The organism is Chromatiales bacterium, from assembly GCA_014762505.1.
Classification (GTDB): domain Bacteria; phylum Pseudomonadota; class Gammaproteobacteria; order SpSt-1174; family SpSt-1174; genus SpSt-1174.
In genome coordinates this window covers 1-25,215 of sequence record JABURS010000010.1, presented here as the reverse complement: position 1 = coordinate 25,215, position 25,215 = coordinate 1, and the positions used below count along the sequence as shown (strand labels likewise).

At 67.7% G+C, this 25,215-nt stretch carries 20 protein-coding genes and 1 tRNA gene; 6 read left to right on the top strand and 15 right to left on the bottom strand.

Annotated elements, in window-relative coordinates:
* Window positions 1–3 precede the first annotated feature (3 nt).
* The 3 genes from HUJ28_00410 (at window position 4) to HUJ28_00400 (ending at window position 995) form a co-directional block, all read left to right on the top strand.
* Window positions 4–315, top strand: a complete 312-nt coding sequence (locus HUJ28_00410) for a VOC family protein (protein ID MBD3617925.1) — start codon at window positions 4–6, stop codon at window positions 313–315.
* Window positions 312–854, top strand: coding sequence for a chalcone isomerase family protein (locus HUJ28_00405; GenBank protein MBD3617924.1), 543 nt, complete (start codon window positions 312–314; stop codon window positions 852–854). The genes HUJ28_00410 and HUJ28_00405 overlap by 4 nt, the downstream gene beginning before the upstream one ends.
* 66 nt (window positions 855–920) lie before the next feature.
* Window positions 921–995, top strand: a tRNA-Val gene (locus HUJ28_00400).
* 147 nt (window positions 996–1,142) lie between these two features.
* Here the strand turns inward: HUJ28_00400 and HUJ28_00395 are convergent.
* Entirely contained in the window at window positions 1,143–3,377 is a 2,235-nt protein-coding gene (locus tag HUJ28_00395) for a bifunctional diguanylate cyclase/phosphodiesterase (GenBank protein ID MBD3617923.1), read from the bottom strand.
* Between the two features lie 40 nt (window positions 3,378–3,417).
* On the bottom strand, window positions 3,418–4,164 hold the full coding sequence (locus HUJ28_00390) for an alpha/beta fold hydrolase (protein ID MBD3617922.1): 747 nt from the start codon (window positions 4,162–4,164) through the stop codon (window positions 3,418–3,420).
* Between the two features lie 348 nt (window positions 4,165–4,512).
* Between HUJ28_00390 and HUJ28_00385 the strand changes: the two genes are divergently transcribed.
* A complete protein-coding gene (locus HUJ28_00385) occupies window positions 4,513–7,281 on the top strand; it encodes an EAL domain-containing protein (GenBank protein ID MBD3617921.1) in 2,769 nt (922 codons plus the stop codon).
* Here the strand turns inward: HUJ28_00385 and HUJ28_00380 are convergent.
* The 13 genes from HUJ28_00380 to HUJ28_00320 form a co-directional block, all read right to left on the bottom strand.
* Entirely contained in the window at window positions 7,278–7,667 is a 390-nt protein-coding gene (locus HUJ28_00380; protein MBD3617920.1) for a DUF4405 domain-containing protein, read from the bottom strand. The genes HUJ28_00385 and HUJ28_00380 overlap by 4 nt on opposite strands.
* A gap of 10 nt (window positions 7,668–7,677) precedes the next feature.
* Window positions 7,678–8,697 carry a dihydroorotate dehydrogenase-like protein gene (locus HUJ28_00375; GenBank protein MBD3617919.1) on the bottom strand — a complete coding sequence of 340 codons (1,020 nt, stop codon included), beginning with the start codon at window positions 8,695–8,697 and terminating at the stop codon, window positions 7,678–7,680.
* Window positions 8,694–12,398 carry a pyruvate:ferredoxin (flavodoxin) oxidoreductase gene (gene nifJ, locus HUJ28_00370; protein ID MBD3617918.1) on the bottom strand — a complete coding sequence of 1,235 codons (3,705 nt, stop codon included), beginning with the start codon at window positions 12,396–12,398 and terminating at the stop codon, window positions 8,694–8,696. Before nifJ ends, HUJ28_00375 begins: the two co-directional genes overlap by 4 nt.
* A 61-nt stretch (window positions 12,399–12,459) precedes the next feature.
* Complete coding sequence (locus HUJ28_00365) at window positions 12,460–13,092, bottom strand: response regulator transcription factor (protein MBD3617917.1); 633 nt, start codon at window positions 13,090–13,092, stop codon at window positions 12,460–12,462.
* Window positions 13,093–13,121: 29 nt separating this feature from the next.
* Window positions 13,122–14,420, bottom strand: coding sequence for a hypothetical protein (locus tag HUJ28_00360; protein MBD3617916.1), 1,299 nt, complete (start codon window positions 14,418–14,420; stop codon window positions 13,122–13,124).
* A gap of 24 nt (window positions 14,421–14,444) precedes the next feature.
* A complete protein-coding gene (locus tag HUJ28_00355) occupies window positions 14,445–14,915 on the bottom strand; it encodes a hypothetical protein (protein MBD3617915.1) in 471 nt (156 codons plus the stop codon).
* A complete protein-coding gene (locus HUJ28_00350) occupies window positions 14,912–15,406 on the bottom strand; it encodes a chemotaxis protein CheW (protein ID MBD3617914.1) in 495 nt (164 codons plus the stop codon). Before HUJ28_00350 ends, HUJ28_00355 begins: the two co-directional genes overlap by 4 nt.
* Window positions 15,399–18,329: a response regulator gene (locus tag HUJ28_00345; GenBank protein ID MBD3617913.1), complete on the bottom strand. Its 2,931-nt coding sequence runs from the start codon at window positions 18,327–18,329 to the stop codon at window positions 15,399–15,401. Before HUJ28_00345 ends, HUJ28_00350 begins: the two co-directional genes overlap by 8 nt.
* 23 nt (window positions 18,330–18,352) lie before the next feature.
* On the bottom strand, window positions 18,353–20,239 hold the full coding sequence (locus HUJ28_00340) for a HAMP domain-containing protein (GenBank protein ID MBD3617912.1): 1,887 nt from the start codon (window positions 20,237–20,239) through the stop codon (window positions 18,353–18,355).
* Window positions 20,240–20,281: 42 nt separating this feature from the next.
* Window positions 20,282–21,493, bottom strand: coding sequence for an ABC transporter substrate-binding protein (locus HUJ28_00335; protein ID MBD3617911.1), 1,212 nt, complete (start codon window positions 21,491–21,493; stop codon window positions 20,282–20,284).
* A gap of 134 nt (window positions 21,494–21,627) precedes the next feature.
* Window positions 21,628–22,146 carry a chemotaxis protein CheW gene (locus HUJ28_00330; protein MBD3617910.1) on the bottom strand — a complete coding sequence of 173 codons (519 nt, stop codon included), beginning with the start codon at window positions 22,144–22,146 and terminating at the stop codon, window positions 21,628–21,630.
* Window positions 22,147–22,177: 31 nt separating this feature from the next.
* Window positions 22,178–22,543: a response regulator gene (locus tag HUJ28_00325; protein MBD3617909.1), complete on the bottom strand. Its 366-nt coding sequence runs from the start codon at window positions 22,541–22,543 to the stop codon at window positions 22,178–22,180.
* A gap of 22 nt (window positions 22,544–22,565) precedes the next feature.
* Entirely contained in the window at window positions 22,566–23,438 is an 873-nt protein-coding gene (locus HUJ28_00320; GenBank protein MBD3617908.1) for a response regulator, read from the bottom strand.
* A 271-nt stretch (window positions 23,439–23,709) separates the two neighbouring features.
* On the opposite strand from HUJ28_00320, the gene HUJ28_00315 reads away from it, so the two are divergent.
* Entirely contained in the window at window positions 23,710–24,924 is a 1,215-nt protein-coding gene (locus tag HUJ28_00315) for an HDOD domain-containing protein (GenBank protein MBD3617907.1), read from the top strand.
* A 13-nt stretch (window positions 24,925–24,937) separates the two neighbouring features.
* The coding region (locus HUJ28_00310; protein ID MBD3617906.1) for a hypothetical protein at window positions 24,938–25,215 on the top strand (278 nt) is incomplete at its 3' end.

The following is a 25,215-nucleotide window of genomic DNA, read 5'->3' as shown; positions in this document are numbered from 1 at the left end:
GGCATGCCCGCACTCGACGCCCTGCACCACGTCGCCATCCAGGTCGAGGACCTGGACCGCGCGCTGGACTGGTATCGCCAGCACTTCCGCCTGGAGGTGGTCTATCGCGACCCCACCTGGGCCCTGCTGCGCCTGGCGAACATCCACCTCGCCCTGGTGATACCGGCCGAACACCCGCCGCATCTTGCGCTCTCCCACCCGGATGCCGCCCGCTTCGGCGCCCTCACCACCCACCGCGACGGCACCCGCTCGGTCTACATCCAGGACAGCGAGGGCAATACCGTGGAGATCATGCAGGCGGGGGCCGGGACATGAGGCGCCTCGTCCTCTTGCTGGTGCTGCTGGGGATGGCGGGCAACACCCGGGCCGATACCGGGGTGTTCCTCCCGACGCAGGCGGTCGGCGATACCGTGCTGGAGCTCAAGGGCACGGGCGATGTGTACTACGCCCGCCTCATCCACGTCTACGACGCGGCCCTGTATGGCCCCGCGCAGACCCCCGCCCCCGAGCTGCTCGCGAGCGGCGCCCCTGCCTGCCTGGAGCTCGTCTACCGCGTCGGGCTCGACCGCGACAAGTTCGTCCTGGCCGCCGAGCGCATCCTCGCCCGCCAGCACGAGGAACTCACCCCGCTGCGCCCGCGCATCGACGCCCTGCATGCGGCCTATCGCGACGTGGCCGAAGGCGACCGCTACCGCCTGTGCTATGCGCCCGGCGCGGGCACCGAGCTCGCGCTGAACGACACGGCACTGATCCGCATCGAGGGCGAGGACTTCGCCCGCACCTACCTCGGCATCTGGCTCGGAGAGCGGCCGCTCTCCGACCGCCTGCGCGATGCCCTGCTGGGCGGGGGATGAGGACGCCCCGCATTAAAGGTTGACGCCCCCGGGACCGCTTCATAGAATGTCCGCCTTGCGCATCGGGGGCGGTTAGCTCAGCGGTAGAGCACTGCCTTCACACGGCAGGGGTCACTGGTTCGATCCCAGTACCGCCCACCAATGCGCATCGAGGGGTCAGGCCATGCCTGACCCCTTTTTCGTTATCCCCCCTGTGATGCCCTGCACCTGGTCCTTCCCGGACCTTCACCCTTCACCCTTCACCCTTCACCCTTCACCCTTCACCCTTCACCCTTCACCCTTCACCCTTCACCCTTCACCCTTCACCCTTCCCCGCTGCGGCGGTCGCCCCGGCCGGCCGATGAGGTAGCCCTGGGCGGCGTGGAACCCGGCGGCCCGGATACTCTCGAAGACCGCCTCGGTCTCGATGCCCTCAGCCACCAGGCGATAGCCCGCCTCGGTGATGAGGCGCGCGATGCGCTCCATCATGCGCCGGCGTTCACCACCCCGTGCCATCTGCTCGATCATGGTGATGTCGAACTTGACCACATCCACCGGCATGTCGCCGAGATAGCGCAGCGAGGAATAACCGCTGCCGAAGTCGTCCAGCGCCACGCGAAAGCCCTGCTCCTGCGCCAGGCGCAGGTTGCGCGTGGCCGGCTCGAGCTGGCGGATCAGCGCCGTCTCGGTGACCTCGAGCACGAGGTTGTAGTCGGCGCGATACGACGCGAAGGCCGCCAGGCGGTCGAGCACGCGCGGACTCACCACGCTGTGCCCCGAGAGGTTGATGGCCACGCCGGTACCGGAGGGAATCAGCCCGGCCGCCAGGTCGGCGAGGATGGCGTCGAGCACGGCCGCATCGAATTCCAGCTCCAGCCGGCGGGCCTCGATCACCGGCAGGAAGCTGCCCGGCATCAGCAGCGCCTCGCCGTGACGGATACGCGCCAGGGCCTCGAAATACTCGGTCTCGCCGGTGGCGGTGTCGATGATGGGCTGGTAGTGCATCTCGATGTCGCGCCCGTGGCGCAGCACGTCGTAGACCGCGCTGGCCACCTGGTTGGAGACCAGGGCATCAGCCCCGTCACCCATGTCCTCGCGATAGAACTGGATCGGCGGCGAATCGGGGCGCTTGGCACGGTACATCGCGATATCCGCCTGCCAGTGCAGCGCATCCAGGCTGGCGCCATCCCCGCCGGCAGACAGCGACACCCCGATGCTCAGGCGCACGGGCTCCTTGATACCCAGGGCCGAGAAGTCATGCGCCTTCACCCGCTCGGCACAGCGCTCGGCCACCCGGCGCGCATCCTGCTCGCCGCAGTTGAGCAGCATGGTCGCGAACTCGTCGCCACCGAGCCGGTACAGCCGGTCGCCCTTGCGCAGGCCCTCGGTGATGCACTGGGCCAGCACGCGGATGACCTCGTCCCCCACCTGGTGACCGTAGGTGTCGTTGATCGCCTTGAAGTGGTTGCAGTCGAACAACAGGAAGGCCACCTCGATGCGCCGTCCACTGATCACGTCGTTGAGCTTGGCCCAGTCGAGATCGAAGGCGCGCCGGTTGTAGGACCCGGTCAGCGGGTCGTGGTGCGCCATCTCCCAGAGCGTCTTGTTCTTCTCATCGAGGTGGCTGTGCACCTCGCTCAGTTTCTGCTGATACTCCGTGAGCGAATGGCGCACCTTTTCCAGCTCGGCAATCGGCAGGAAGGTATCGCCGTGCTGCATCTTCATGGGTCGGGCGGCGTGCTTCATCTGGTCGATGTCACGCGTCAGGCGACGCAGCGGCAGGGCCAGCAGCAGGGCCTGCATCACGTAGAACAGCACGGCCAGCACGCTGATGGTCAGTGCCAGACGCACCACCGCCGTCTCCATCACGCCGCGCACGGCATCGGCCTGGGGGTTGGGGCGCAGGGCATAGTCCGTCAGCGAGACCAGTTCCTCCAGCTCGACCTGGCCGCCTTCGGGGAGGGAAAACGCGAGGCTGCCCTCGTCCAGGTAGTGGAAACGGCTCGACTCGATGAACCACGGCACAAAGGCCTTTTTCAGACCGACATAACCGATGACCGCGCCGCCACTGCCGCCGTGCACCGGCTCGAAGACGTACAGGTGCAACGCCCCATCCTCCCGCGTCACCCGGGGATTGGGGCCCTCGATCTGCCGCGGCATGCCCGTATCACCCAGTGCCACCAGGCCATTGCCGCTTGCATCGTAGAGATGCGCCGATTCGGTATGACCGGACAGCAGATCCGACTTGAGCATGCGGTAGCCACGCCAGTAGGCGTAGTAGGTGGTCTCGGCCAGCTGCTGACGCACCTCGTCCCACTCGGCCAGTCCGCGGGCCTCGGTGCGGACCCGCAGCGCCGCCTGCTGCAGGGCCTGGGCGAACTCCTCCGCGGCCGCCTCGCGCTGCACCGAGCGGATGTCCCGGTCGGCCCGCTCCAGCTGCTCGAGCGTAAACCAGCCCAGCAGGGTGAAAAGCCCCAGCGTGAGGACGATGTAGATGCCCGCATAGGCGGACAGGGAGATGGGCCGAAGAAGGCGCTTCAGCACGCCGCCGCTCCAGCTCCGCGGTACTGGCACTGTCGTCCACTCACGGCAGCAACCCCTCGACCACGTCCAGCAGGTCGAACTCGGCGACATCATGGAAGAAGTGATTGGCCCCCTCGATCACGACCAGTTCGGCCGGCGAGTCCTGCATGATGCGCACCCACTCGGACGTCATGCGCTGGTCGGCGGAACCGATGACGATCTGCACGGGGATCCGCGTTCGACCCAGCGCCGCGCCGATCCGCGCGCGCGACCAGTCGTAGTAGGAGAGAAAGCTGGCCGGGGTGGCCGGGTACTGGCGGCAGAAGGCCATGGCGTATTCCCCTACCGTGGCGCCACCCTCGGCCAGTGCCGCCCGGGCCGCCTCGGCATGGGCCTCGGTCTCGAAGGACAGCGGCCCGGGCCCGAAGGCCACCAGGCTCAGGAGTATGGCCTGCCTGACCGCCGGGTGCGGCGTAGCGTCGAGATAGGCCACCTGCGTGGCACTGCCGGCACTGTGCCCGACGAGGACGATATGCTCATGGCCCTGCGCCACCAGCCACTCCACCCATAGCCCGAGCTCCTGTACGGACTGCGCCATGTCATGGGTGTGGATGGCCTCGCAGGGCAGGCTCTGCAGGCGCGCATCGATGCCCAGGCTCAGGGTGGGGGAAAGCACGCTGTAACCCCGTTCGTGGACGGCCTCGCCCAGGCGGCGAACGGTGGAAAACTCCCGTGTCTGCAGGAAGCCATGCAGGATGAGGACGGCGGGGCGGCCCTTTTCGCCGGCCTGGTAGTCGGCCCGGGCCATCACCCGGTCCCTGACCGGGAGCTCGATGGTCTGCGCCCATGACGCCGACATGCCGAACAGCATGAGCAAGACAACCGACCATCTTTGTGCGCCCATCATCCATCGCTCCCCGACGACTGCCCTGTTCGGAATCTACACCCGTAACCGGCAATTGACAAAACCCGCGGTCCGGCGGAAGGCCTTGCATATCATCCACTTGCGCATCAGCAGTTCCTGATATGCCAAACCGACTCGCACACTGTCGCCCGGGACTACAAACCAAAGCACCTCTTCCCGTATGATCGTTGCCATGTGCCCGCATCCCCCACATCTCGCCTGTGCACTGCCTGCCACCCCCCGGGTGACCGGATGACCGACACGGTGCCACCGGGACAGGATCGCGCCGGGATCAGCCGCGAGGAGACGGAGCTGCTGGCCGATCTCAGCCGCAAAATGGCGGCTGCCTCCGGCCCCGGCTTCTTCGAACACCTGGTCACGACCCTGGCCCGCGCCCTGAAACTCGACATGTGTTTCATCGGTGCGCTGCAGGCCGGCACCCCGAGACGCATCCGTACCCTCGCCGTGGCGCAGCATGGCAAGTCGGGCGGCGAACTGGTCTACGAGCTACCCAACCTTCCCTGTGACGTCACGTTGCAGGAATCCACACTGATCATTCCGCACGGGGTGCGTGAGCGCTTCCCGCAGGCCGACCTGCTCAAACAGCTCGAGGTGGAGGGCTATGTCGGTATCGCCCTGCGCGATTCCCGGGACCAGGCAGCGGGCATCCTGGTCGGCATCACCCATCAGCCCATCGAGAATCCGGAACGTGTCGTACGCATCCTGCATGTCTTCGCTGCCTGGTCGGGCCTGGAACTGGAACGCCGCCACATAGACAACGAGCTGCACGAGAACCTCTCGCGTTACAGCGCCCTGTTCAACCTGGCAGGCGACACCATCTTCATCATGAAGGGCGACCGCATCATCGATTGCAACCAGCGCGCACTGAGCATGTTCGGCCTGCGCCGCGAGGAGATCATCGGACTTCACCCGGACAGGCTGTCTCCACCGCTACAACCGGACGGCAAGCCATCCACGCTGCGCGCCCGCGAACACATCCAGGCCGCGGACAAGGGCGAACCACAGTTCTTCGAATGGCAACACCAGCGGGGCGATGGCAGCACCTTCGACGCCGAGGTGAGCCTGAGTGTCATCGACTACGAAGGCGAACGGCTGCTGCAGGGCATCGTGCGCGACATCACCCGGCGCAAGCGCTCGGAGCAGACACTGCGCGAGTCCGAACAGGCCCTGAAGCAAAAGAACCAGCAGCTCGAACTCATCAACCGGCTGGCCATGCGGCTGCACCGCATACGCGACACCGGTCGCATCGCCGAAGAGGCCGTTGACGTGCTCACCGGGCTGAGCCAGGCGCCGCACGTGGCACTCTATCTCATGAGCGAGGACAGAAAGTCGCTGCGCCTGGTGCACGAGCGGGGCTTCAACGCCGTCGAGCGGGGCATCGGTGTCACCCTGCCGCTACACGGCTCCCTCTCGGGACTGGCCATACGCGAACGCCGGCTGCTGGTGAGCCTGGATATCCAAGCCGACTCGCGTATCGAGCCCCAGATCAAGCAGCATCTCGTCGCCGACGGCTATCGCTCGGCCGCGCTGCTGCCGCTGGCCGCCCACGGTGACATGCTGGGACTGGTGGCGCTGGTCTTCCGTGGACCCATGCCGTTACAGGAAACCGACCTGGACACCCTGGGTACGCTCGGCACCACCCTCTCGCTGGCCATTGCCAACGTGCAGCATATCGACGGCCTGCGTTACCAGGCACTGCACGACCCGCTCACCGGCCTGCTCAACCGTACCGCCCTGCACAACGATTGCCGCGACGCCATCGAGAGACAGCATGACGAACGCCGGCAACTGGCCCTGCTGCTGCTCGACCTGGACCGGTTCAAGGAGGTCAACGACACCCTGGGACACAAGATCGGTGACGACCTGCTGCGCCACATCGGACCGCGTGTCAGCCAGGCGCTGAATCGGCAGTCTGCCTCCTGCTACCGACTGGGTGGCGACGAGTTTGCCGTCCTGCTGCCACGCGTCGACGATGCCGTCGAGGCGACCCGCATGGCCGAGGCCGTCGTGGACGCACTGCGCCAGCCGTTTCAGGCGGGCGGCATGAACCTGGAGATCGGTGGCAGCATCGGCGTGGCGGTCTATCCCGAACACGGCACCGACAGCCATGCCCTGCTGCGTTGCGCGGACGTGGCCATGTATGCCGCCAAACGCACCTCGGTGGCGGTCACGCTCTACCGGCCCGAACTGGATGCCAACACCCCCGAGCGCCTCACGCTGATGAGCGAGCTGGGCATGGCCATCCGCGAAGGCCAGCTCGTGCTGCACTACCAGCCGAAGATCGATATCGCCCATCAGCGCATCATCGGCTGCGAGGCCCTGGTGCGCTGGCATCACCCCAGCCTGGGCATCATCCCGCCGGATCGTTTCATCCCGCTCGCCGAGATGAGCGACCTCATCCAGCCACTCACCGAGCAGGTGGTCACCCAGGCGCTGATCCAGCTGCGTGCCTGGCACGAGGCCGGGCTGGACCTCTCGGTCTCCGTCAACCTCTCGGTACGCAACCTGCTCGACCACAATTGCGGAACCCGGCTGGAAGAACTCTTCGAACGCTACCCGGCCGACCCCTCACGCCTGGAACTCGAGATCACCGAGACCGCGCTGATGAGCGACCCGGACCGCGCGCTGGAGCAGATCCAGCGCATCGGCGCCTTCGGCGTGCGCCTGTCCATCGACGACTTCGGTACCGGCTACTCCTCGCTGGCCTATCTCAAGCGCCTCCCTCTGCACGCACTGAAGATCGACCGTTCCTTCGTGTCCAGCATGCTGGAGGACGAGCAGGATCTCATCATCGTGCGCTCCACCATCAACCTGGCCCACAGCCTCGGGCTGGATGTGGTCGCCGAGGGCGTGGAAGACCGGGGGACGGCACAGGCCCTGCGCGCCATGGACTGCGACTACGCCCAGGGCTTTTACTTCAATCGCCCGCTGGCGCCAGACGACTTCATCGACTGGTGCCGGGACAACGCCTTCGGCCTGAGCGTCGACCCCTACCCCTAGCGCGCGCCCCACGGCCCGCGCGGTTCGATCACCGCCCCGCCATCCACCCCCGTGACGAAGGGCGCCACGGCCAGGGCGATGATCAGGAGCAGACTCACCAGCCCCAGCACCAGCCGCCAACCCGGCGCCTGGTGCGCACCACCCTTCATCATGCTGGCGAGCCAGCGCCAGTGCAGCACCACGTGCAGGGCGACGATGGCGAGGAAGATCACCGCCAGCCACAGGTGTACATCGCCCCACTGGTGACGCGAGAGCCCCCACACCGTCGCCCAGCGGCCGCTGCCCGGCGGCAGGGTGTAGACCAGCAGCACCCCGGTGGCCGCCATGAAGACGAAGGCGGCGAAGGCCGCGATGTCCACCAGGAAGTTGATGCGTGGTTTTTTCATATGGCCTCCTTCAGCGCCGCACGCCCGGGGCCGGGGTGTAGCTGTCGAGCACGTCGAGGTAGTTGGCGCGCTCGAAGGCCGCCGGGTCGATGGCCCGCCGCTGGCAGGCACAGCCCTTGATCTGCGCCACCGACGCATACTCGTGCAGTTCCAGCCAGTGGCGCAGGCCGGCGAGGACCTCGCGCAGGTAGTCCGGACCATGACGCAGCAGGGCGCTGCACAGATGCACCACGTCGGCGCCGGCCATCAGCGCCTTGACCACGTCCTCCACGCCATGAAAGCCGCCGGTGGCCGCCAGCGACAGCCCCACCCGGTCGTGCAGTATGGCCAGCCAGCGGATGCGCAGCAGCGACTCGACGGAGGTGGAGAGTTCCAGCCGCGGCACCACCTCGCGGGTCTCGATGTCGATGTCCGGCTGGTAGAAGCGATTGAAGAGCGACACCCCGTCGGCGCCGGCCGCCTCGAGCTGGCGGATGAAATGTCCGGGGGCGGAGAACTGGGCGGAGAGCTTCATCGTCACCGGCAGGTCGACGCTGGCCTTGAGTTCGCGCAGAAGCTGCAGGTAGCGCGCCTCCACCTCGGTGCCGGACTCCTCGACGTTCGCCGGGACGTAGTAGACATTCAGCTCCAGGGCATCCGCCCCGGCCTCGGCCAGTTCGCGTCCGTGACTCACCCAGCCGTCCGGTGTCATGCCGTTGAGGCTCGCGATGATCGGGATGGAGAGATGTCGCTTGAGGCCCTGCAAGGTCTCCAGGTAGTCATCCACCTCGTTGAGATAGCTCGTCGGCAGGGGCAGGAAACTGTCGGCCTCGGCATGACCGATCTCCTGGTGGTGCAGGAAGCGCGCCTGCATGGCCTGTTCGTGATGCACCGCCTCCTCGAACAGCGAGTGCATGACCAGCGCCGCGGCACCCGCGTCCTCCAGGCGGCGTGCACTGTCCAGCGAGCGGCTGAGCGGCGAGGCCGAGGGTACCAGCGGGTGGTCGAGTGCGAGCCCGAGGTAACGCGTCGTCAGGTCGATCCCGCTCATGTTGCCTCTCCTTCCCCGGCGACCGCTTCGTCGCCGTGTGCGTCGTCTGCCGTCGGCTCGGCCCAGGGGTCGTCGAAGGCCCAGGCCAGTTCCGCGATCTGCTCGTAGCGGTGATAGCGCTCCGAGACCTCCGCCTGTGCCTCGTCCAGCAGGCGGCTCGCGGCCTCCGGGTTGGAGCGCGCCAGCATGGCGAAACGTGCCTCGCTCATCGCGAATTCGCGGTAGGGGATGGAAGGCGGCTTCGAGTCCAGGTGCAGCGGGTTTTTTCCCGCCTCGGCCTGTCGCGGGTCGTAGCGCAACAGCGGCCAGTGGCCGCTGTCCACGGCAAGCTGCTGCTGGCGGTGGTTGTTGGCCAGGTCCACGCCGTGCGCGATGCAGGGCGAATAGGCGATGATCAGCGAGGGCCCGTGCCAGGACTCGGCATCCAGGAAGGCGCGCAGGGTCTGCACGTCCTTGGCGCCGTAGGCCACGTGGGCGACGTAGACGTGTTCGTAGTTCATGGCGATGCGCGCCAGGTCCTTCTTCGCCGTGGGCTTGCCGCCGGCGGAGAACTTCGCCACCGCCCCGCGCGGCGTGGCCTTGGAGGTCTGCCCGCCGGTGTTGGAATACACCTCGGTGTCGAGCACCAGGATGTTCACGTCCTGGCCCGAGGCGAGCACGTGATCGAGGCCGCCGAAGCCGATGTCGTAGGCCCAGCCGTCGCCGCCGATGATCCACACGCTCTTGCGCGTGAGGTTCTCGGACAGGCCCAGCAGTTCGCGTGCGGCCGGAGTGTCGATGGCCTGCAGCTTCCCGTTGAGTTCACGAACGCGCTCACGCTGCTCATGGATGCCGGCCTCGTCCCGCTCGTCGGCACCCAGGATGGCATCGGCCAGCGCCGAACCGACCGTATCGCGCAGTGCATACAGGCGCTCGGCGGCGTACTCGCGCTGCTTGTCGATGGCCAGGCGCAGGCCCAGACCGAACTCGGCATTGTCCTCGAACAGGGAGTTGTTCCAGGCCGGCCCCCTGCCCTCGCCGTTGGTGGTCCAGGGCGTGGTCGGCAGGTTGCCGCCGTAGATCGACGAACAGCCGGTGGCATTGGCCACCACCATGCGGTCGCCGAAGAGCTGGCTGGCGAGCTTGATGTAGGGCGTCTCGCCGCAGCCCTCGCAGGCACCGGAGAACTCGAACAGGGTATCGAACAGCATCGCGCCCTTGAGGGTCTTCTCCTTCACCGCGCGCCGGTCGTGGCTGGGCAGCGAGAGGAAGAAGTCCCAGTTCGCGCGCTCGGCCTCGCGCAGCGGCGGCTGCGGCGCCATGTTGAGCGCCTTGCGGCTGGCATTGCTCTTGTCGCGGATGGGACAGATGTCGACGCACAGCCCGCAGCCCGTGCAGTCCTCGGGCGCGACCTGGTAGGTCATCACCATGTCCTGCGGATAGTCCTTGCCGAGCACGGGCGCGGCCTTGAAGGTCGGCGGCGCATCCCTGAGCAGGGCCTTTGGAAACAGCTTGGCGCGGATCACGCCGTGCGGGCAGACGAAGGGGCACTTGCCGCACTGGGTGCACAGCTCCGGTTCCCAGACCGGGATCTCCAGCGCCAGGTTGCGCTTCTCGATGGCGGCGGTGCCCAGCGGAAAGCTGCCGTCCATGGGCATGCGGCTCACCGGTACCGCGTCGCCGCGCCCGGCGATGATGGGCACGGTGACCTCGCGCAGGAAGGCCGGGGCATCCTCGCCGACCAGCGGCCGGCGCTCGACGGTACTGGTGACCCGCGCCGGCACCGGCACCTCGTGCAAGGCGGCCAGGGCCGCGTCGATGGCCCGGTAGTTGAACTCGACGATGCGCCGGCCCTTGCGCCCGTAGGTGGACTCCACCGCCTGCTTGATCGCGTCGATCGCCTGCTCGCGCGGCAGGATGTCCGAGATGGCGAAGAAGCAGGTCTGCATGATGGTGTTGATGCGCTTGCCCATGCCGGCCTGCTCGGCCACCGCGTAGGCGTCGATGGTAAAGAGGCGGATGCCCTTGTCGAGGATCTGCTGCTGGTAGCGCCGCGGCAGCGTGTCCCACACGGCCTCGGGTGCGGCCGCGCTGTTGAGCAGGAACACCGCGCCCTGTGCGGCCTTGTCGAGCATGTCGTAGCGCTCGAGGAACACCGGCTGGTGGCAGGCGACGAAGTGCGCGTCGTTGTCACCCACGAGATAGGCGGAACGGATCGGCCGCGGCCCGAAGCGCAGGTGCGAGACGGTCACCGCACCGGACTTCTTCGAGTCGTACTGGAAGTAGCCCTGGGCGTAGAGGTCGGTGGCCTCGCCGATGATCCTGATGGAGTTCTTGTTGGCGCTCACCGTGCCATCGGAGCCCAGGCCATAGAACACGCACTGCACGACATCCGCGTGCGCATCGGTGCGGTAGGCCGGGTCCCAGGAAAGGCTCAGGTGGGTGACGTCGTCGTGGATACCGATGGTGAAGGGATGCTGCGGGCGATTCTTCGCCAGCTCGTCGAACACTGCCTTGACCATGCCCGGGGTGAATTCCTTGGAGGAGAGGCCGTAGCGCCCGCCGATGACCCGCGGCGCCTGCGCCAGCTGTCCGCCGGCGAGCGCCTGGTAGAGCGCGGTGGTCACGTCCTTGTACAGCGGCTCGCCGGCCGCCCCCGGCTCCTTGGTGCGATCCAGCACCGCGATGCCGGTGACCGTTGCCGGCAGGGCAGCGCACAGGGCCCGGGCATCGAAGGGGCGGTAGAGACGCACCTTCACCAGTCCCACCCGTTCGCCCTGGCGCAGCAGGCAGTCGACCGTCTCCTCGGCCGTCTCGGCCCCCGAGCCCATCAGGATCAGGACCCGCTCCGCGTCCGGGTGGCCGACGTAGTCGAACAGGTGGTACTGCCGGCCGGTCAGCGCGGCGAAGGCGTCCATCGCCTGCTGCACCACGCCGGGAAAGGCATCGTAGGACGTGTTCACGCTCTCTCGTCCCTGGAAGAAGACGTCCGGGTTCTGCGAGCTGCCGCGCAACACCGGGTGCGCGGGGCTCAGGGCACGCGCACGATGGGCCTGTATGGCCTCCTCCGGGACCAGCGCGCGCAGCGCGTCATCATCCAGCACCTCGATCTTGGCGATCTCGTGCGAGGTACGAAAGCCGTCGAAGAAGTGCAGCAGCGGCACGCGCCCGGCGAGGGTGGCGACCTGACCGACGAGGGCGAGGTCCTGTGCCTCCTGCACCGAACCCGAGGCCAGCAGGGCGAAGCCGGTGGCGCGGGTGGCCATCACGTCGGAGTGGTCGCCGAAGATGGAGAGCGCCTGGCTGGCGATGGAGCGGGCGGCCACGTGAAAGACCGTCGGCGAGAGCTCGCCGGCGATCTTGTACATGTTGGGGATCATCAGCAGCAGGCCCTGGGAGGCCGTGAAGGTGGTGGTGAGCGCCCCGCCCTGCAGCGCGCCGTGGATGGCGCCGGCCGCCCCCGCCTCGCTCTGCATCTCGACGATGCGCGGCACCGTGCCCCAGAGGTTGGCCTGCCCCGCCGCCGACCAGGCGTCGGCGTGCTCGCCCATGGGCGAGGCCGGGGTGATGGGATAGATGGCGACGACCTCGTTGAGCCGGTGGGCGATGCGGGCCACCGCCTCGTTGCCGTCCAGGGTAAGCCGTTGTCGCACCTCCACCACGCACCTCCATGATTGCCGTCCTGCCACCCTGAGCGTAGTACGGCCGGCCGGCCGGGACATTGCGCTGGATCAGCTGCCGTCGATTCGCGGCGGGAGCCCCCTAGGAATGATGCGTGGGGCGTCAGGCGTCGATCAGGCCACTGCGTATCGCCAGGCGGGTCAGCTCGACGATGTTCTTCGCGCCGAGCTTTTCCATGATGTGCGAGCGATGGTTGCTCACGGTCTTGGGGCTGAGGTGCAGGCTCTCGGAGATCTCGACCACCGAACGCCCCTCGGCCAGCAGGCAGAAGACCTCGAACTCGCGTTCGGACAGGGCCTTCACCCGGTCTTCGTCGCTTCCCGCTGCCGGGTCGTCCGTCTTTTCCTCGACGTCGCTGCTGAAATAGCGACGCCCGGCCAGCAGGGTGCGCACGGCCTTGTCGAGCTCCTCCGGCGCGCTGCGCTTGGTCACATACCCGCGGGCCCCGGCCTTGGTGGCGCGCGCGACGAAGGCGGGGTCATCGCGCATGCTGAGCACCAGGATGCGGGCGTCCTCGTCCTTGGCGATGAGGCGGCGCACGCCTTCCAGCCCGCCCATGCCCGGCATCATCATGTCCATCACCACCACCTGCGGGGCGAACTCGGTGTACACGCTGCAGGCCGCCTCGGCCGAATCGACCTCGCGGATGTCGTAGCTGTGGTCGGTTTCCAGCAGATAGCGAAAGCCGGCCCGTACGATGGCGTGATCGTCCACCAGCAAGATTCGTGTCTTCATGTCCCTGTTCTCCAGTCCCTGCTAGTTGTTCATACTGACAGCTTCGGTCGAAACGGCTCCACGTCCAGGCAGGCGCGTATGGCCACGCCCTTGCCCGGGGCGGAATCGACGAACAGTTCCCCGCCCAGCGCATGTACACGCTCGTGCATGCCCCGCAGGCCGCTGCCGCGGCGCTCGCGCCCGCTCCCGGCGGAGGCACCCGGCGCCATACCCACGCCATCGTCGGTGATACACAGCTCCAGCCGGTCCGGCAACCGCTCCACCCCGCCGGCCAGTGCAGCGCCCGGGGTTCGCGTCAGGCGGATGTGCACCCGGGAGGCCATGGCGTACTTGGCGATGTTGGTCAGCCCCTCCTGCAGGATGCGGTACAGGGAGATCTTCACCACGTCGTCCAGCGGGCCCAGCGACTGGGGCAGCTCGACATCGACCCGCACGCCCATGGCCTCGAGCTGCGCGTTGTCGATGCAGGTCTGCAGGGCGTCGCCGAAGTCCAGTCCGTCCACCACGTCGGGGCGCAGGCGGTGCATGATGCTGCGCACCACGTCGTAGAGGCGCGTCGAGAGCTCGACGATGTTACCGGCCAGGGCGCCCACGTCATGCACCGGACGCGAATCATCAATCTGGTCCTGCTGGCCCTGTCGCTGACCGATGGCCGTGGCCAGGGTGTGTATGGCGGTGAGCGACTGCCCGAGTTCGTCGTGCATCTCGCGCGCCAGCAGGTTGCGTTCCTCTTCCTGGATCTCCACCAGGCGCCGGGCCAGTTCGCGATTCTCCCGCGCCAGGCCCACCGCCTTCACCTCCTCGGTCTTGTGGCTGGTGATGTCGATGCCCAGCCCCAGCGCACCCCCGGCGGAGGGGACGATGGTGGAGGCGATCCACCACAGGCGGTCGCGGCTCACGCCCTGGGCCTCGAACTGCACCTGCTCGCCCGCCAGCGCCCGCTCGGCGGCCTCGCCGGCCCCCGGAAACAGCTCGCAGACACGGCGACCGATCAGCGCCTGCGGATCATCATCGAGACACGCGGCACCCTGGCCGTGCATGGCCGTCACACAGCCGCGGGCATCGATTCGATAATAGAAGACCGGCAGGTGTTCGAGCAGCGCGGCAAGTGGCGCGGCGGGATCCTGCCGGCGGACGGCGGCTGACCGGCATCGGTACAGCAGCAGGCCCAGAATGACCGCGATGGCCAGCAGCAGCGTAACGAGCAACGGCAGGAGAGGAGCGAACCCGTCGCCAGGGAACGGCGGCGCCGCCACGGCGGCCGTCGGCAGCAGGACCAGCCCGAATCCCAGCACATGCGCCGGGACACCACGCAGGATGCCCGGCAAGCTGTTCCCCCCTGCAACTGTCATCTAGGTCCCTGGTCTGCCCTGCGCCTGTTCCCGTGCCTGCCGACCGCCGGCGAAGAGCGCGGCCAGGTCGAGTACCGGCACCACCTCGTCCTGCCGGAAGAAGGCCGAATGACTGTACGCCCGCCACTGTGCCGGCACGTCCTCGATGGCCGCGGCACGCGGTTCGCCCAGCTCCTCGGCGATGGGTAGAGAGTGCAGCACGAGGGCACCAAAGGCAATCGCGCCATCCGCAACCGACCAGGCCACCACGCCGGCGCGTGCACCGCCCTGCCCGGCCTCTCGCCCGAGGCGGGCGGCGAGGTCCATCACGGGCAGCACGCGCCCCTGCCAGAGCAACAGGCGATCGCAGCCACGTGGGGCGAGCGGCACCGGCCAGGAGCGGTAGTCATCCAGCACGTGCACCATCTCCCGCTCGCCGATCGCGACCATGCCTCCCGACGCGGCCTCCAGCAGCCAGGCCCGCAGGGTCAAGGCTGGAGACTCCCCGGTCGCGATGCCGGGACTGCGGCGGACAGGGGCAACAGCCCGGCCAGGCGGTCGGCATCCAGTGCCGGGGCCAGTTCGATCTCGCCCGCGGCCGGACGGTGCTCGAGCACGCCCTCGTAGGGACCGGCACCCTGCATGCACGCAGGCAGCTCGTGCAGTCGCAGCCCCTGTGCGGCAACGGCCTGGGCCGCATCCACCAGGAAGGCGAACACGGTCTCGCCGGCCCGGATCACCAGCGCCATGCGCCGGCCGGCCTCATCGTCCAGCACCTCCGGCAACAGCCACGCCGCCAGTTCGAAGACCGGGATCATGCGTGAACCGAGACGGATCTCGCCGCGGACAGCGTCTTCCGCCTCGCTCATCACCACGTCCTCGATGTACTCCAGCGAGACCAGGCACGACTGGCGCAAGGCGAAGGGCTGGCCGCAGAGATCGAAACGCAGAAAGGCGGGGGCGACGGGGCGGGGCTCAGGCATGGGCCACCTCCATGGCATCCTGTATGGCGTCGAGCAACTCTTCGTCGCCGAAGGGCTTGACGATGTAATGCTCGATGCCGCATTCGCGGGCACGCGCACGGTGTTTTTCGGTGGAACGCGAGGTCACCATGACAAAGGGCAGGCGTCGCGTGGACTCGTTGTTGCGCAGATGGGCGGCCAGTTCCAGGCCATTCATGCGCGGCATCTCGAGATCGGCCACGATCAGGTCGGGGCGCCTGCTGGCGATCAGCTCCACGGCCTCCATGCCATCGCGTGCCGCACGCACCTCGAAACCCATGTCGCGGACGAACTGCGCCATGGACCGGCGTGCACTCAGCGAGTCGTCCACCACCAGCGCCACCGGACGCGACTCCGCAGCCGGTCCCGGTGTCGGGCCCGCGGTCGCGCCCTCTGCCGCCGGCCGCCGCGCGAGCGGGACCAGCGGGGCCTGCAGCAGCTCCGGCAGATCGATCACCGGGGCGACGCGCCCGTCACCGAGAATGGTGCCCCCCAGCAGCCCGGGGCTGCGGGGCACGTAGGGGCCCAGCGGCTTGATCACCAGGCGCCGCGCATCCAGCACCGCGTCGACGCGGATGGCCACCCGCTGCCCCGCGGGATCGCGCACCAGCAGCACGGGCAGGTCGGGATTCTCGTGTTCGGCAGACGCCCCCGGGGAATGCCCGCTGCCGATCAGGTCATGCAGGTAGCGCACCGCGCAGGCCTCGTTCCCCAGCCGGTAGAGCTGCGCCTCGCCCAGGCGCTCGAAGACGCCGGAGCCGACCGGCAGGATCTCCTCCACACCACGGGTGGAGACGGCGTGCACGTCCTCGCCCAGGCGGACCAGCAGGGCATGCGAGGACAGGCGCGAGACCGGGATCGACAGCTCGAAACGGGCGCCCTCGCCCGGCAGGCTGTCGATACTCAGCGCGCCCTTCATGCCGCGCAGGGTGGCATTCACGGCATCCAGGCCGATGCCCCGCCCCGACACCTGCGAGACCTCGCGCCGCGTGCTGAAGCCCGGGGTGAGCACCAGCTGCAGCAGGTCGCGCTCGGCGGGTACCGCCTCGCCCTGGATCAGCCCCAGCTCCCGGGCACGGTGTTCCACGGCGCGGGTGTCGATACCCGCCCCATCGTCCGCGACCGTGACCACCAGCCGGTCGCCCTGGCGGCGGAAACCCACCGCCACCTGCCCCTGCGCGGGCTTGTGCGCGAGGGACCGGCGCTGCTCCGGCGACTCGATGCCATGGTCGATGGCGTTGCGCAGCAGGTGCATGAGCGGATCGACGAGCTCCTGCAGCACCTCGCTGTCCATCTGCTCGTCCTCGCCCTGCAAGCGCAGCTCGATGTCCTTGCCGGTGAGCCTCGCCGCCTGGCGCACGCCCCGGCGCAGCCGCGGCACGATGGTGGAAACCGGCACCATGCGCGTCTTGAGCAGCGTCTCCTGGGTCTGGCGGTTGGCCTGGTCCTGGTCGGCGACCAGGGTGGCCAGGTCGTCCATCTGTTCGGCCAGGCCGCGCGTCAGTTCGATGTTGTCGGTCACCGCCTCGACCAGGCGCCGGGAGAAGGAATGCAGTTCGTTGTATCGGTCCATCTCCAGGGGGTCGAAGTCATCCGGCGCCGCGACAGCACCGGACAGCCCCGCCATGCCGCGCACGTCCACCAGGTGTTCGAGCTCACTGGCCAGGGTATGCAGGACGTCGTTGTGCGCCTGCGCCACCCGCACGGCACGCGCGGCACGCTGCAGCTGCTCCTGTAGCTGGCCGACCGTGATCATGCCCTCGCCCGACAGGCGCAGCAGTTCGTCGGCCAGCAGGGAGGAGATGCGCAGGGTCGAGGTCGCGGCCTCCTCCTGTTCCTGCCCGGGCGTCAGTGTCGGCAAGGCCGGTTCAGCCGCCGGTGATGGCGAGGGGGACTCGACCGCCTGCAGGCCCGGCGGTGTCTCCACCATGGGCAGGCTGAAGATGGTCTCGCCTTCGGTATCGATTAGGCGCGCCCAGTCGAGCACCTCGCGCAGCACGGCGAGTCCATCGGCCGGCTCCGCGTCACGCCCCTGCAGGGCGTCGCTCATGGTCTCCAGGCAGTCGGCCGCGCGCAGCAGGGCCTGCCCCAACGGATGTGGCGGCGGACGCCGCTGGCGATCCAGGAAGGCGAGGATGTCCTCCAGGTGATGGGTGAGATTCGCCACCCCGCGCACGCCGACCACGTTGCCGGCGCCCTTGACGGTATGGGCGATGCGCTGGGCGATGGCGAGCTCCTCGACCGCACCCGCCTCCACCAGGTGCTGGATGGCGGCGGTGAAGAGTTCCGTCTGCGCCGGCAGCTCCTGCAGCAGCCCGTCGAGCAGATCGGGGTTCACCCCCTCGGGCACCGCCAGCGAGACATCCTCCGGCCCGACCTCGGCCGGCCGCGCCGGGGCCTCCTCCGTCTCGGCAAAGCGCGGGTTCAGCAGCAGCTCCTGCAGCGAGGCAAGGGCCGCTTCGCCCGGACGCGCCGGATCGTCGGGGGCACCGTCGAGCCAGCCGGTATCGGCCAGCAGGGCGAGCACCGCATCGGCCGCCCGGGGCTCGCCAAAGGCATCCAGATAGCCCGCCAGCACCCGCGGCCAGGTCGCGATGAGGGCGACCTGTGTCTCCGTGAGCCCGGACAGCCGGGCCCGCAGGTCGCCCAGGCGGGCGGCGATCTCGTCGGCCGCCATGGCCAGGCCCTCGAGCCCGATCAGCCGGGCGGCATTGGCCACGTGGCCGGCCTGCTCGGAGAGACTCTCGAGCAGCGTATCCGCCGGTTCCGGCTGCGTGGCCGCTGCCTGCAGTACCTCCAGACTCACCACCAGGTCGTCGGTGATGTCCTCGAGTTCGGCGCGTATCAGCTCGAGGTATTCACGGTTCTCCGGCGAGAGTTCGGCAACCGCCATGGCCTGGTTCATGCGTTCCCCCGATCACGCCCCGGTCAGCCGACCCGGCGTGCCTCATCCATGGATTCGATCTGCTGCGTATCACCGAACTTCTCGGTCCTGGGCTGCGGCAGGCGGAACACGCCGATGGCCTGCACGAGACGGTCGGCAAACCGCACCAGCGCCTCGGTGCTCTGGGTCTGCGCCTGGAGCTCCTTGCCCGTCTTCTCGGTACTGGACTGGATCTGTCGCGCACGCTCGAGCAAGGCGCGGCTGGCGGAGGCCTGGGCATCCGAACTGGTGGCGATCTGCTGCACCGAGGACACCAGTTCCTCGGTGGCCGCGCGCGTCTGCCGCATGCTGTCGCCTGCCCGCTCGGCCAGACGCGTACCTTCCGCCACCTGGGTGATCGCGAGGTTCATGGTCTGCACCGTATCGGCCGTCTCCACGCGGATGTTGTTCACCAGGGTCGAGATCTGGGCCGTGGCCTCGCGGGCGTTTTCCGCCAGGCGCTGCACCTCGTCCGCCACCACTGCGAAGCCGCGCCCGGCCTCGCCGGCGGAGGCCGCGTGCATGCTGGCGTTGAGCGCGAGGATATGGGTGCGTTCGGCAATGCTGCCGATGAGGTTGACGATCCCGGTGATTTCCTGGGAACGCTCGCCCAGGCGCTTGATGCGTTTTTCCGTCTCGCTGATGGTCTCGCGAATCGAGTTGATACCCTGTACCGACTTGATGACCGACTCGGCGGCCTCGTCGGTGTTCTTCGAGGCACGGTCGGCACGCTCGTTGGCCAGGCGCGCGTCCTCGGCGATGTGTGCCATGGCATTCACCGACTGGCGCAGGAGATCGGCCGTGGTCAGCACCTCGTCATACTCCTGGCGCGCCACCTCGATCACGGTGTCGGACTGGCTCTTCACCTGCTGGGAGACCTGCGCCACCTGGTGGGAGATCTCGCGCACACCGAGCAGGATGTTCGCGGTCTCGTTGGCCAGCAGGTTGAGGGAGTCGCCGATGGCACCGGTGATGTCTTCCGAGACCGGGGCGCGCACGGTGAGGTCACGCTGCTGCGCCAGCTGGCTCACCGCCTTGATGAGGCCGATGACCGAGTTGTTGAGTCGCTCGCTCTCCCGTTCGGCCTTGACCAGGGCATTCACGCGCTCATCCAGCAGCCTGTTGAAGGCCTGCGCCAGGTCGCCCAGTTCGTCGTGCGAGACCACGTCGGTACGGGCACTGTAATCCCCCTCCGAGATACGCTCCACCGTGTCGGCGATATCGCGAATCGGGTTGACGATGGAACGGTAGATGACCCAGCCCAGCAGGGCGGCAAACAGCCCGCCGATCAGCACCAGCGCCAGGGCCCCGTAGAGAAAGGCCGCGTTGGCCGCCGTGGAGGCCGCGAACTGTTCCTGCGAGGCCTGCTGACCGGCCGCGATACGTGATTCCAGGCGGGTGAGGAAGGGCGCCACCGAGGCATCCAGGTCGTTGAGCACGTAGAGCGAGAGGTTGGCGCGGTCCTCGCGCGCGATCAGCTTGGTCAGCTCGGCAAAGGCGGCATGCACACCGTTCATGCCCTGCTGCAGTGGTGCCGTGGCGGCCTCGTCGCGCCGGCCGGTCTGTTCCACGTATTCCGCCCAGCGCTGGTCGAAGGCCTGCTGCGACTCGGCCAGCCGCCTGTTCGCCTCACCCCAGGTGATGGTGCCACGATAGACGTCGTTGGCCGTACCGAGCAGCCCGCCCTGCACCACGGTGGCGATGCGGTTGAGCTGCACCTGTTCGGACACCGTCTCGTTGAGCTCGCCGGTCGTGGAGGCCGCGAACTGCAGACCGGTGATCGCGGCCACGCCGATGATCATCAGGATCAGGATCTGGGCCGCGATCAGCACCATGAGCCGCAAGCCGATGCGCAGCCGACGTATGGGATTGAACCGTTCGATGATGTTCATGCCAGGTCTCCGTGATGGGCATTCATGGGGCAGGACGCCGGACTAGCGGCCGGCCGCAATCAGGCGACGCCAGTCGCCGGACGTCATGGCGCGGTACTCGCCGCCGTCGAGATAGGTCGAGACCACCAGGTCCGAACCCTGGTTGTCGCGCCGGAAGTCGAGGGAGAGCCCGCCCACGTCGAGGACCTTGCCACGCACGGCGCGCAGGAAATTTTCCCGCGTCATCGGCCCCTCCACCTGCTCGAGGGCGGCCAGGAACATCTGGCCGACGATATAGCCTTCCAGGGTCACGTAGCCGAAGTCATCGCCCAGGGCCCTGCGCGCCTGGGCGACGATGGGCAGATCCGAGTCCAGCGGCGGCACCACCTGGGTCATGACCACGCGGTCATGCACCTGGAGATCGTCCAGTGCCTTGCGAAAATCGTCCGCCCCGGTGAAGGACACGGCGCTCACGATCCAGTCGTCGCCGCGATAACGCGAGTAACCGACAAAGCGCGCGATCGAGTTGTAGGTGCCGACGCTGACGACCACCTGGCAGCGGACGCCATTGCCCGCCTCCCAGGCCTTCAGGGAGTCATAGCCGTCGCGCGAGACGAAGGTGTTGCGCTGATACACGCCGACCGGACCGATGCCGTTGCGCGGCGGATCCTCGCCTTCCATGTCGATGATGCGGTTGAGTGCCTCGATGATGTTGCGCGTACCCGGACGACCGGACAGCGCCTGGCGGATGCCTTCCACCCCGGCCATGCCATAGGCGTCGTTCTGCACATAGGCGCAGATCCCGGTGACCGGCACCCCGGCGTCGATGGCCTTGTTGATGACCTCGGCCGTCTCCTGCACGTAACTGGCGCGGAAGTTCACCACGTCACCCACACCGGGCCGCAACAGTCCCGCACCGGTGAAGAATCCGACGGCCGGCACGCCGCGTTCCGCCAGCAACGGCAGGGCCACCTTGGCGGTCGGTGTGCCGACGTTGCCGACGAAGGCGAAGACGTCCTGATCCAGCAACGAGCGCGTGGCCTCGATGGTCTTCTCCGGCGTATAGGAATCATCCAGGGTGACGTACTCGATGCGATAGCCCCGCACGCGCTGCCCGGCAAAGGCCGCCTCGATACCGCGCTTCATCCCGAGCCCCAGGCCGCGTGAACGCCCTTCCAGGTCCATGACACCGGCCACGCGGATGGTATCGCCCGTGACCCCCTGGGCCGCCTGTACCGGCAGGGCGGACAACAGGGCGAAGATGCCGAGAAACATCGAGAGGAGACCCGTCCTGGTCGCCGACCTGATCGCAGGAGAACCCGCACCGAATCCAATGACTGTGGTTTTCATAGAAGACTTCCCTGACTGCGTTGTGATGGAGCGCTGCGTTGTACCGAAACCCGTGAGAACTACGCCGCCGACAGCGACCGGAACAGGGCGCGATGATCGAGGTCGATCCACAGACCACCCTCCGCTGACGCACGGACCGCGGCATGCTCGCCGATCACGCCCGGCAGTGTCAGACTGCGCATGCCCTCGGCAAGTCGCACCGTCACCGGGTAGCCATCGATGAGCACGGCCAGCACGTGGGCGCCACTGTCGATCATCAGGCAGCGTTGCTCGCGGCTGCCGTCCCGTCCGGTCTGGAGCAGGTGATGCAGGTCCATTACCGGCACCAGGTGTCCGCGGATGTTGGCAATGCCCCGCAGATGCGCCGGCATGGAGGGAATGCGACTGACGGCCGGCAGCTGCATCACCTCGCTGTTCACGCCGCGCGCCACCAGCAGGTTGAAGGAACCGATGCGGTAGCCGTAGCGTGGAATCTCGCGCTCCTCCGTCACGGGGCGTTCCAGCAGCCCCGGGTCGAAGGAGAAACGGCTCAGCGCCGTACGCGGGTCCAGCCATTCCCTGTTGTCGTCTGTCTGCATGTCGTCCTGCCTGGCGCAGCGGACCGGGCTATCAGTTCAGCGCCCGGATCTGGTCGAGTATCTGGTCGGGGGTGAAGGGCTTGCTGATCAGTGCCTTGCCCCCCTGCAGCTCGGCCCAGACCCGGTCGGCCTTCTGGTTCTTGCTGCTGACGAAGACCACCGGGATATTGCGTGTCTCGCCGCCTTTCGTGATCTGCCGGCAGGCCTCGTAGCCGTCGGCCCCTTCCATCACGATGTCCATGAAGATGAGGTCGGGCCGTTCGGCCCGGGCCAGTTCCACGGCCTCCTTGCCCGAGGTGGCCGTCACCACGCTGTAGCCCGCGCCGCTCACGATGGTACGGATATGCGCCAGATCGGCGGGAGAGTCGTCTACCAGAAGCACCTTGTTGATCGTCATGCCTTCGTTCTCCAGCTGTGTGTCAGTAGGTATTGGCCACTTCCCAGGCCTGCGGCGCGGGAGCATTTCTTACCGAGAGATATTTGCGCGCCACCGACTGGAACTCGGTGTGCTGCAGCGGCTTGGTGAGATAGGTGTCGCAGCCGGCGAGCGTGCCCTTCACCTTGTCGAAGGGCGAGGACTTGCCGGTGAGCATGACCACGGGGATGTTGCGCGTACGCTGGTCGCGCTTGATGGCCTTGCAGACCTTGTAGCCATCGATGCCGGGCATCATCACGTCGAGAAAGATGATGTCGTAGTCACCGTCCTGGCTGAGTGCCATCGCCTGCTCGCCGTTCTCGGCATGGGCGACCTCGGCGCCGAGCATGCGCAGCTCGATCTCCAGCTGCTTGCGCACCGGCAGACTGTCGTCGACCACCATCGCGCGATACTGCGCCGGCGCCTCGCTCACGCGATGGGCCAGCATGGCCTGCAGGCGCGCCGTCGAGATGCCGGTCTCCTCGCCCCCGGCCTCGTCGCCAATGGTCAGCTCCGGAATGAAATTCAGCTCCTCGACGGTGATCTGATCGAGGGCATTGAGCACCAGGGTGGCGCGGAAGGGTTGCGGGATCTCGCGCCGCCCGGCATCGGGCTGCAGGCGGGCGGCGGCGACGGCGAAGATCGTCGGCAGCTTGGCGCGTCCGTCGTCGGCGACGTACATGGTCTGCCAGTGGTGCATGGCCTGCCGATCATCGGCATTCACCAGGAGGATCTTGCCGGGCTCGATCCGGTAATCGTCGGTGAGTTCGTAGGCACGTGCCGTGCCGGCGGAGATCCTCAGTATGCGACGCAGCACCTGCAGTTCGTCTGCGTGTATGCCGAGGGGCAGAATCCTGAATTCACGGTGTTCGCGCATGATGCCGTCCTTCCTTAGCTGTCGACTGATGACCGATCCTGCTGTGGATGCCCCCCGGAATCCCCGATCTGTGATGATCGTCTCGTGCAGGTACAGCCTTAAGCTAGGCGCACGAGGGTCTTTCGCCCATGGGCGTTTTCCCCAAACAGGGCCTCACCGGCGGGCATGTACGCTCCCGGGCTTTGTGATAATGTTGCCCTTGGTAGTCGGGCAAAATAATTGATAAACAGATACTTATATTCTTCCGGACGTGGCAGGCGGGCCATCCTCGATGGACAAGATCTTTCTCGGGCGCCAGCCCATTTATGACAAGGGCATGCGGGTACGCGCCTACGAGCTCCTCTATCGGGCCGGACCGGATGCCACGGCCGGCAGCTTCGATGGCGACCGCGCCACCTCCAGCGTCATCGTCAACACCCTCACCGAGCTCGGGCTGGACACGGTACTCGGCAACAAGCGCGGCTACATCAACCTGACCGAACGCTTCCTGCTGGGGCAAGCCCCCATCCCCTTCCCGCCGGAGCGGGTGACGCTGGAGATCCTCGAGACGGTACAGATCACCGACGAGATCATCGCGGCCGTACGCGGCCTCAAGGAGCGCGGCTTCGAGATCGCGGTGGACGACTACATCGGCGGGGAGGACCACGACCCGCTGCTCGCGGTGGCGGACGTGATCAAGATCGACCTGATGGCCATGGACCGCAGCCGACTGCCCGAGATCGTCGCCGACCTCAAGCAGCGCGGCCTGAAGCTGGTGGCCGAGAAGGTCGAGACCCAGGGCGACTTCGACCTCTGCCAGGAACTCGGTTTCGACATGTTCCAGGGCTATTTCCTGTGCCGGCCGAAGATCCTGGATGCCCAGCGCATCCCCGGCAACCGCCTGGCCATCATGCAGCTGCTGGCCCGGCTGCAGAACCCGGACGCCGAGCTCGACGACCTGGTCGAGCTGATCAGCCAGAACGTCACCCTGAGCTACAAGGTCCTGCGCTACGTGAACTCCGCCTACCTGGGCCTGGGGCGCAAGATCGACTCCATCCGCCAGGCGGTGATGATGCTCGGGCAGAACACCATCCGCAGCCTGGCGGCCCTGATGACGCTGAGCGAGATCTATGACAAGCCCGACGAACTCATCCGCCTGTCTATGATCCGCGCCCGCATGAGCGAGCTCCTCGCGAAACAGCTGAGCGGGCTGGAGCCGAACAAGGCCTTCACCGTCGGCCTCTTCTCCACCCTCGATGCCCTGCTCGACGCCCCCATGCAGACCCTCATGGACACCCTGCCCCTGGCCGACGACGTGCGCCGGGCCCTGATCGAACAGACGGGGCCGGCCGGCGAGCTGCTGCAGACCGTGATCAGCTACGAACGCGGCGACTGGGAATCCGCGGCCGCCCGCCGCTTCGATACCGCCGTACAGACCGAGGCCTATTTCGAGGCCCTGAACTGGGCGGACACCCTGTTTGCCGAGGTGGCCGGCCCCACCTCATGACCCGCCTGCCGCCATGGCCACGCTGACCCCACCCGGCCCGCCGCCGCCACCGGGCCCCGCCGGCCCGCCGCGCCCGCTGCCGGAGGGCACCGCGAGCTGGCGCGACGGCCAGGTGATGAAGGCCCTGGTGCAACAGGGGACCGGACAGCCGGGCCAGGTGGCCACCCTGCGGATCGGCCGCGTGGACGTGCCGGTGAACGCCCAGACGGCCCTGCTGCGCGGCAGCGAACTCCTCGTGCAGGTGGTGCGCCAGCAGCAATCGCTCGCCCTGCGCCTGCTCGAACCCCCGCC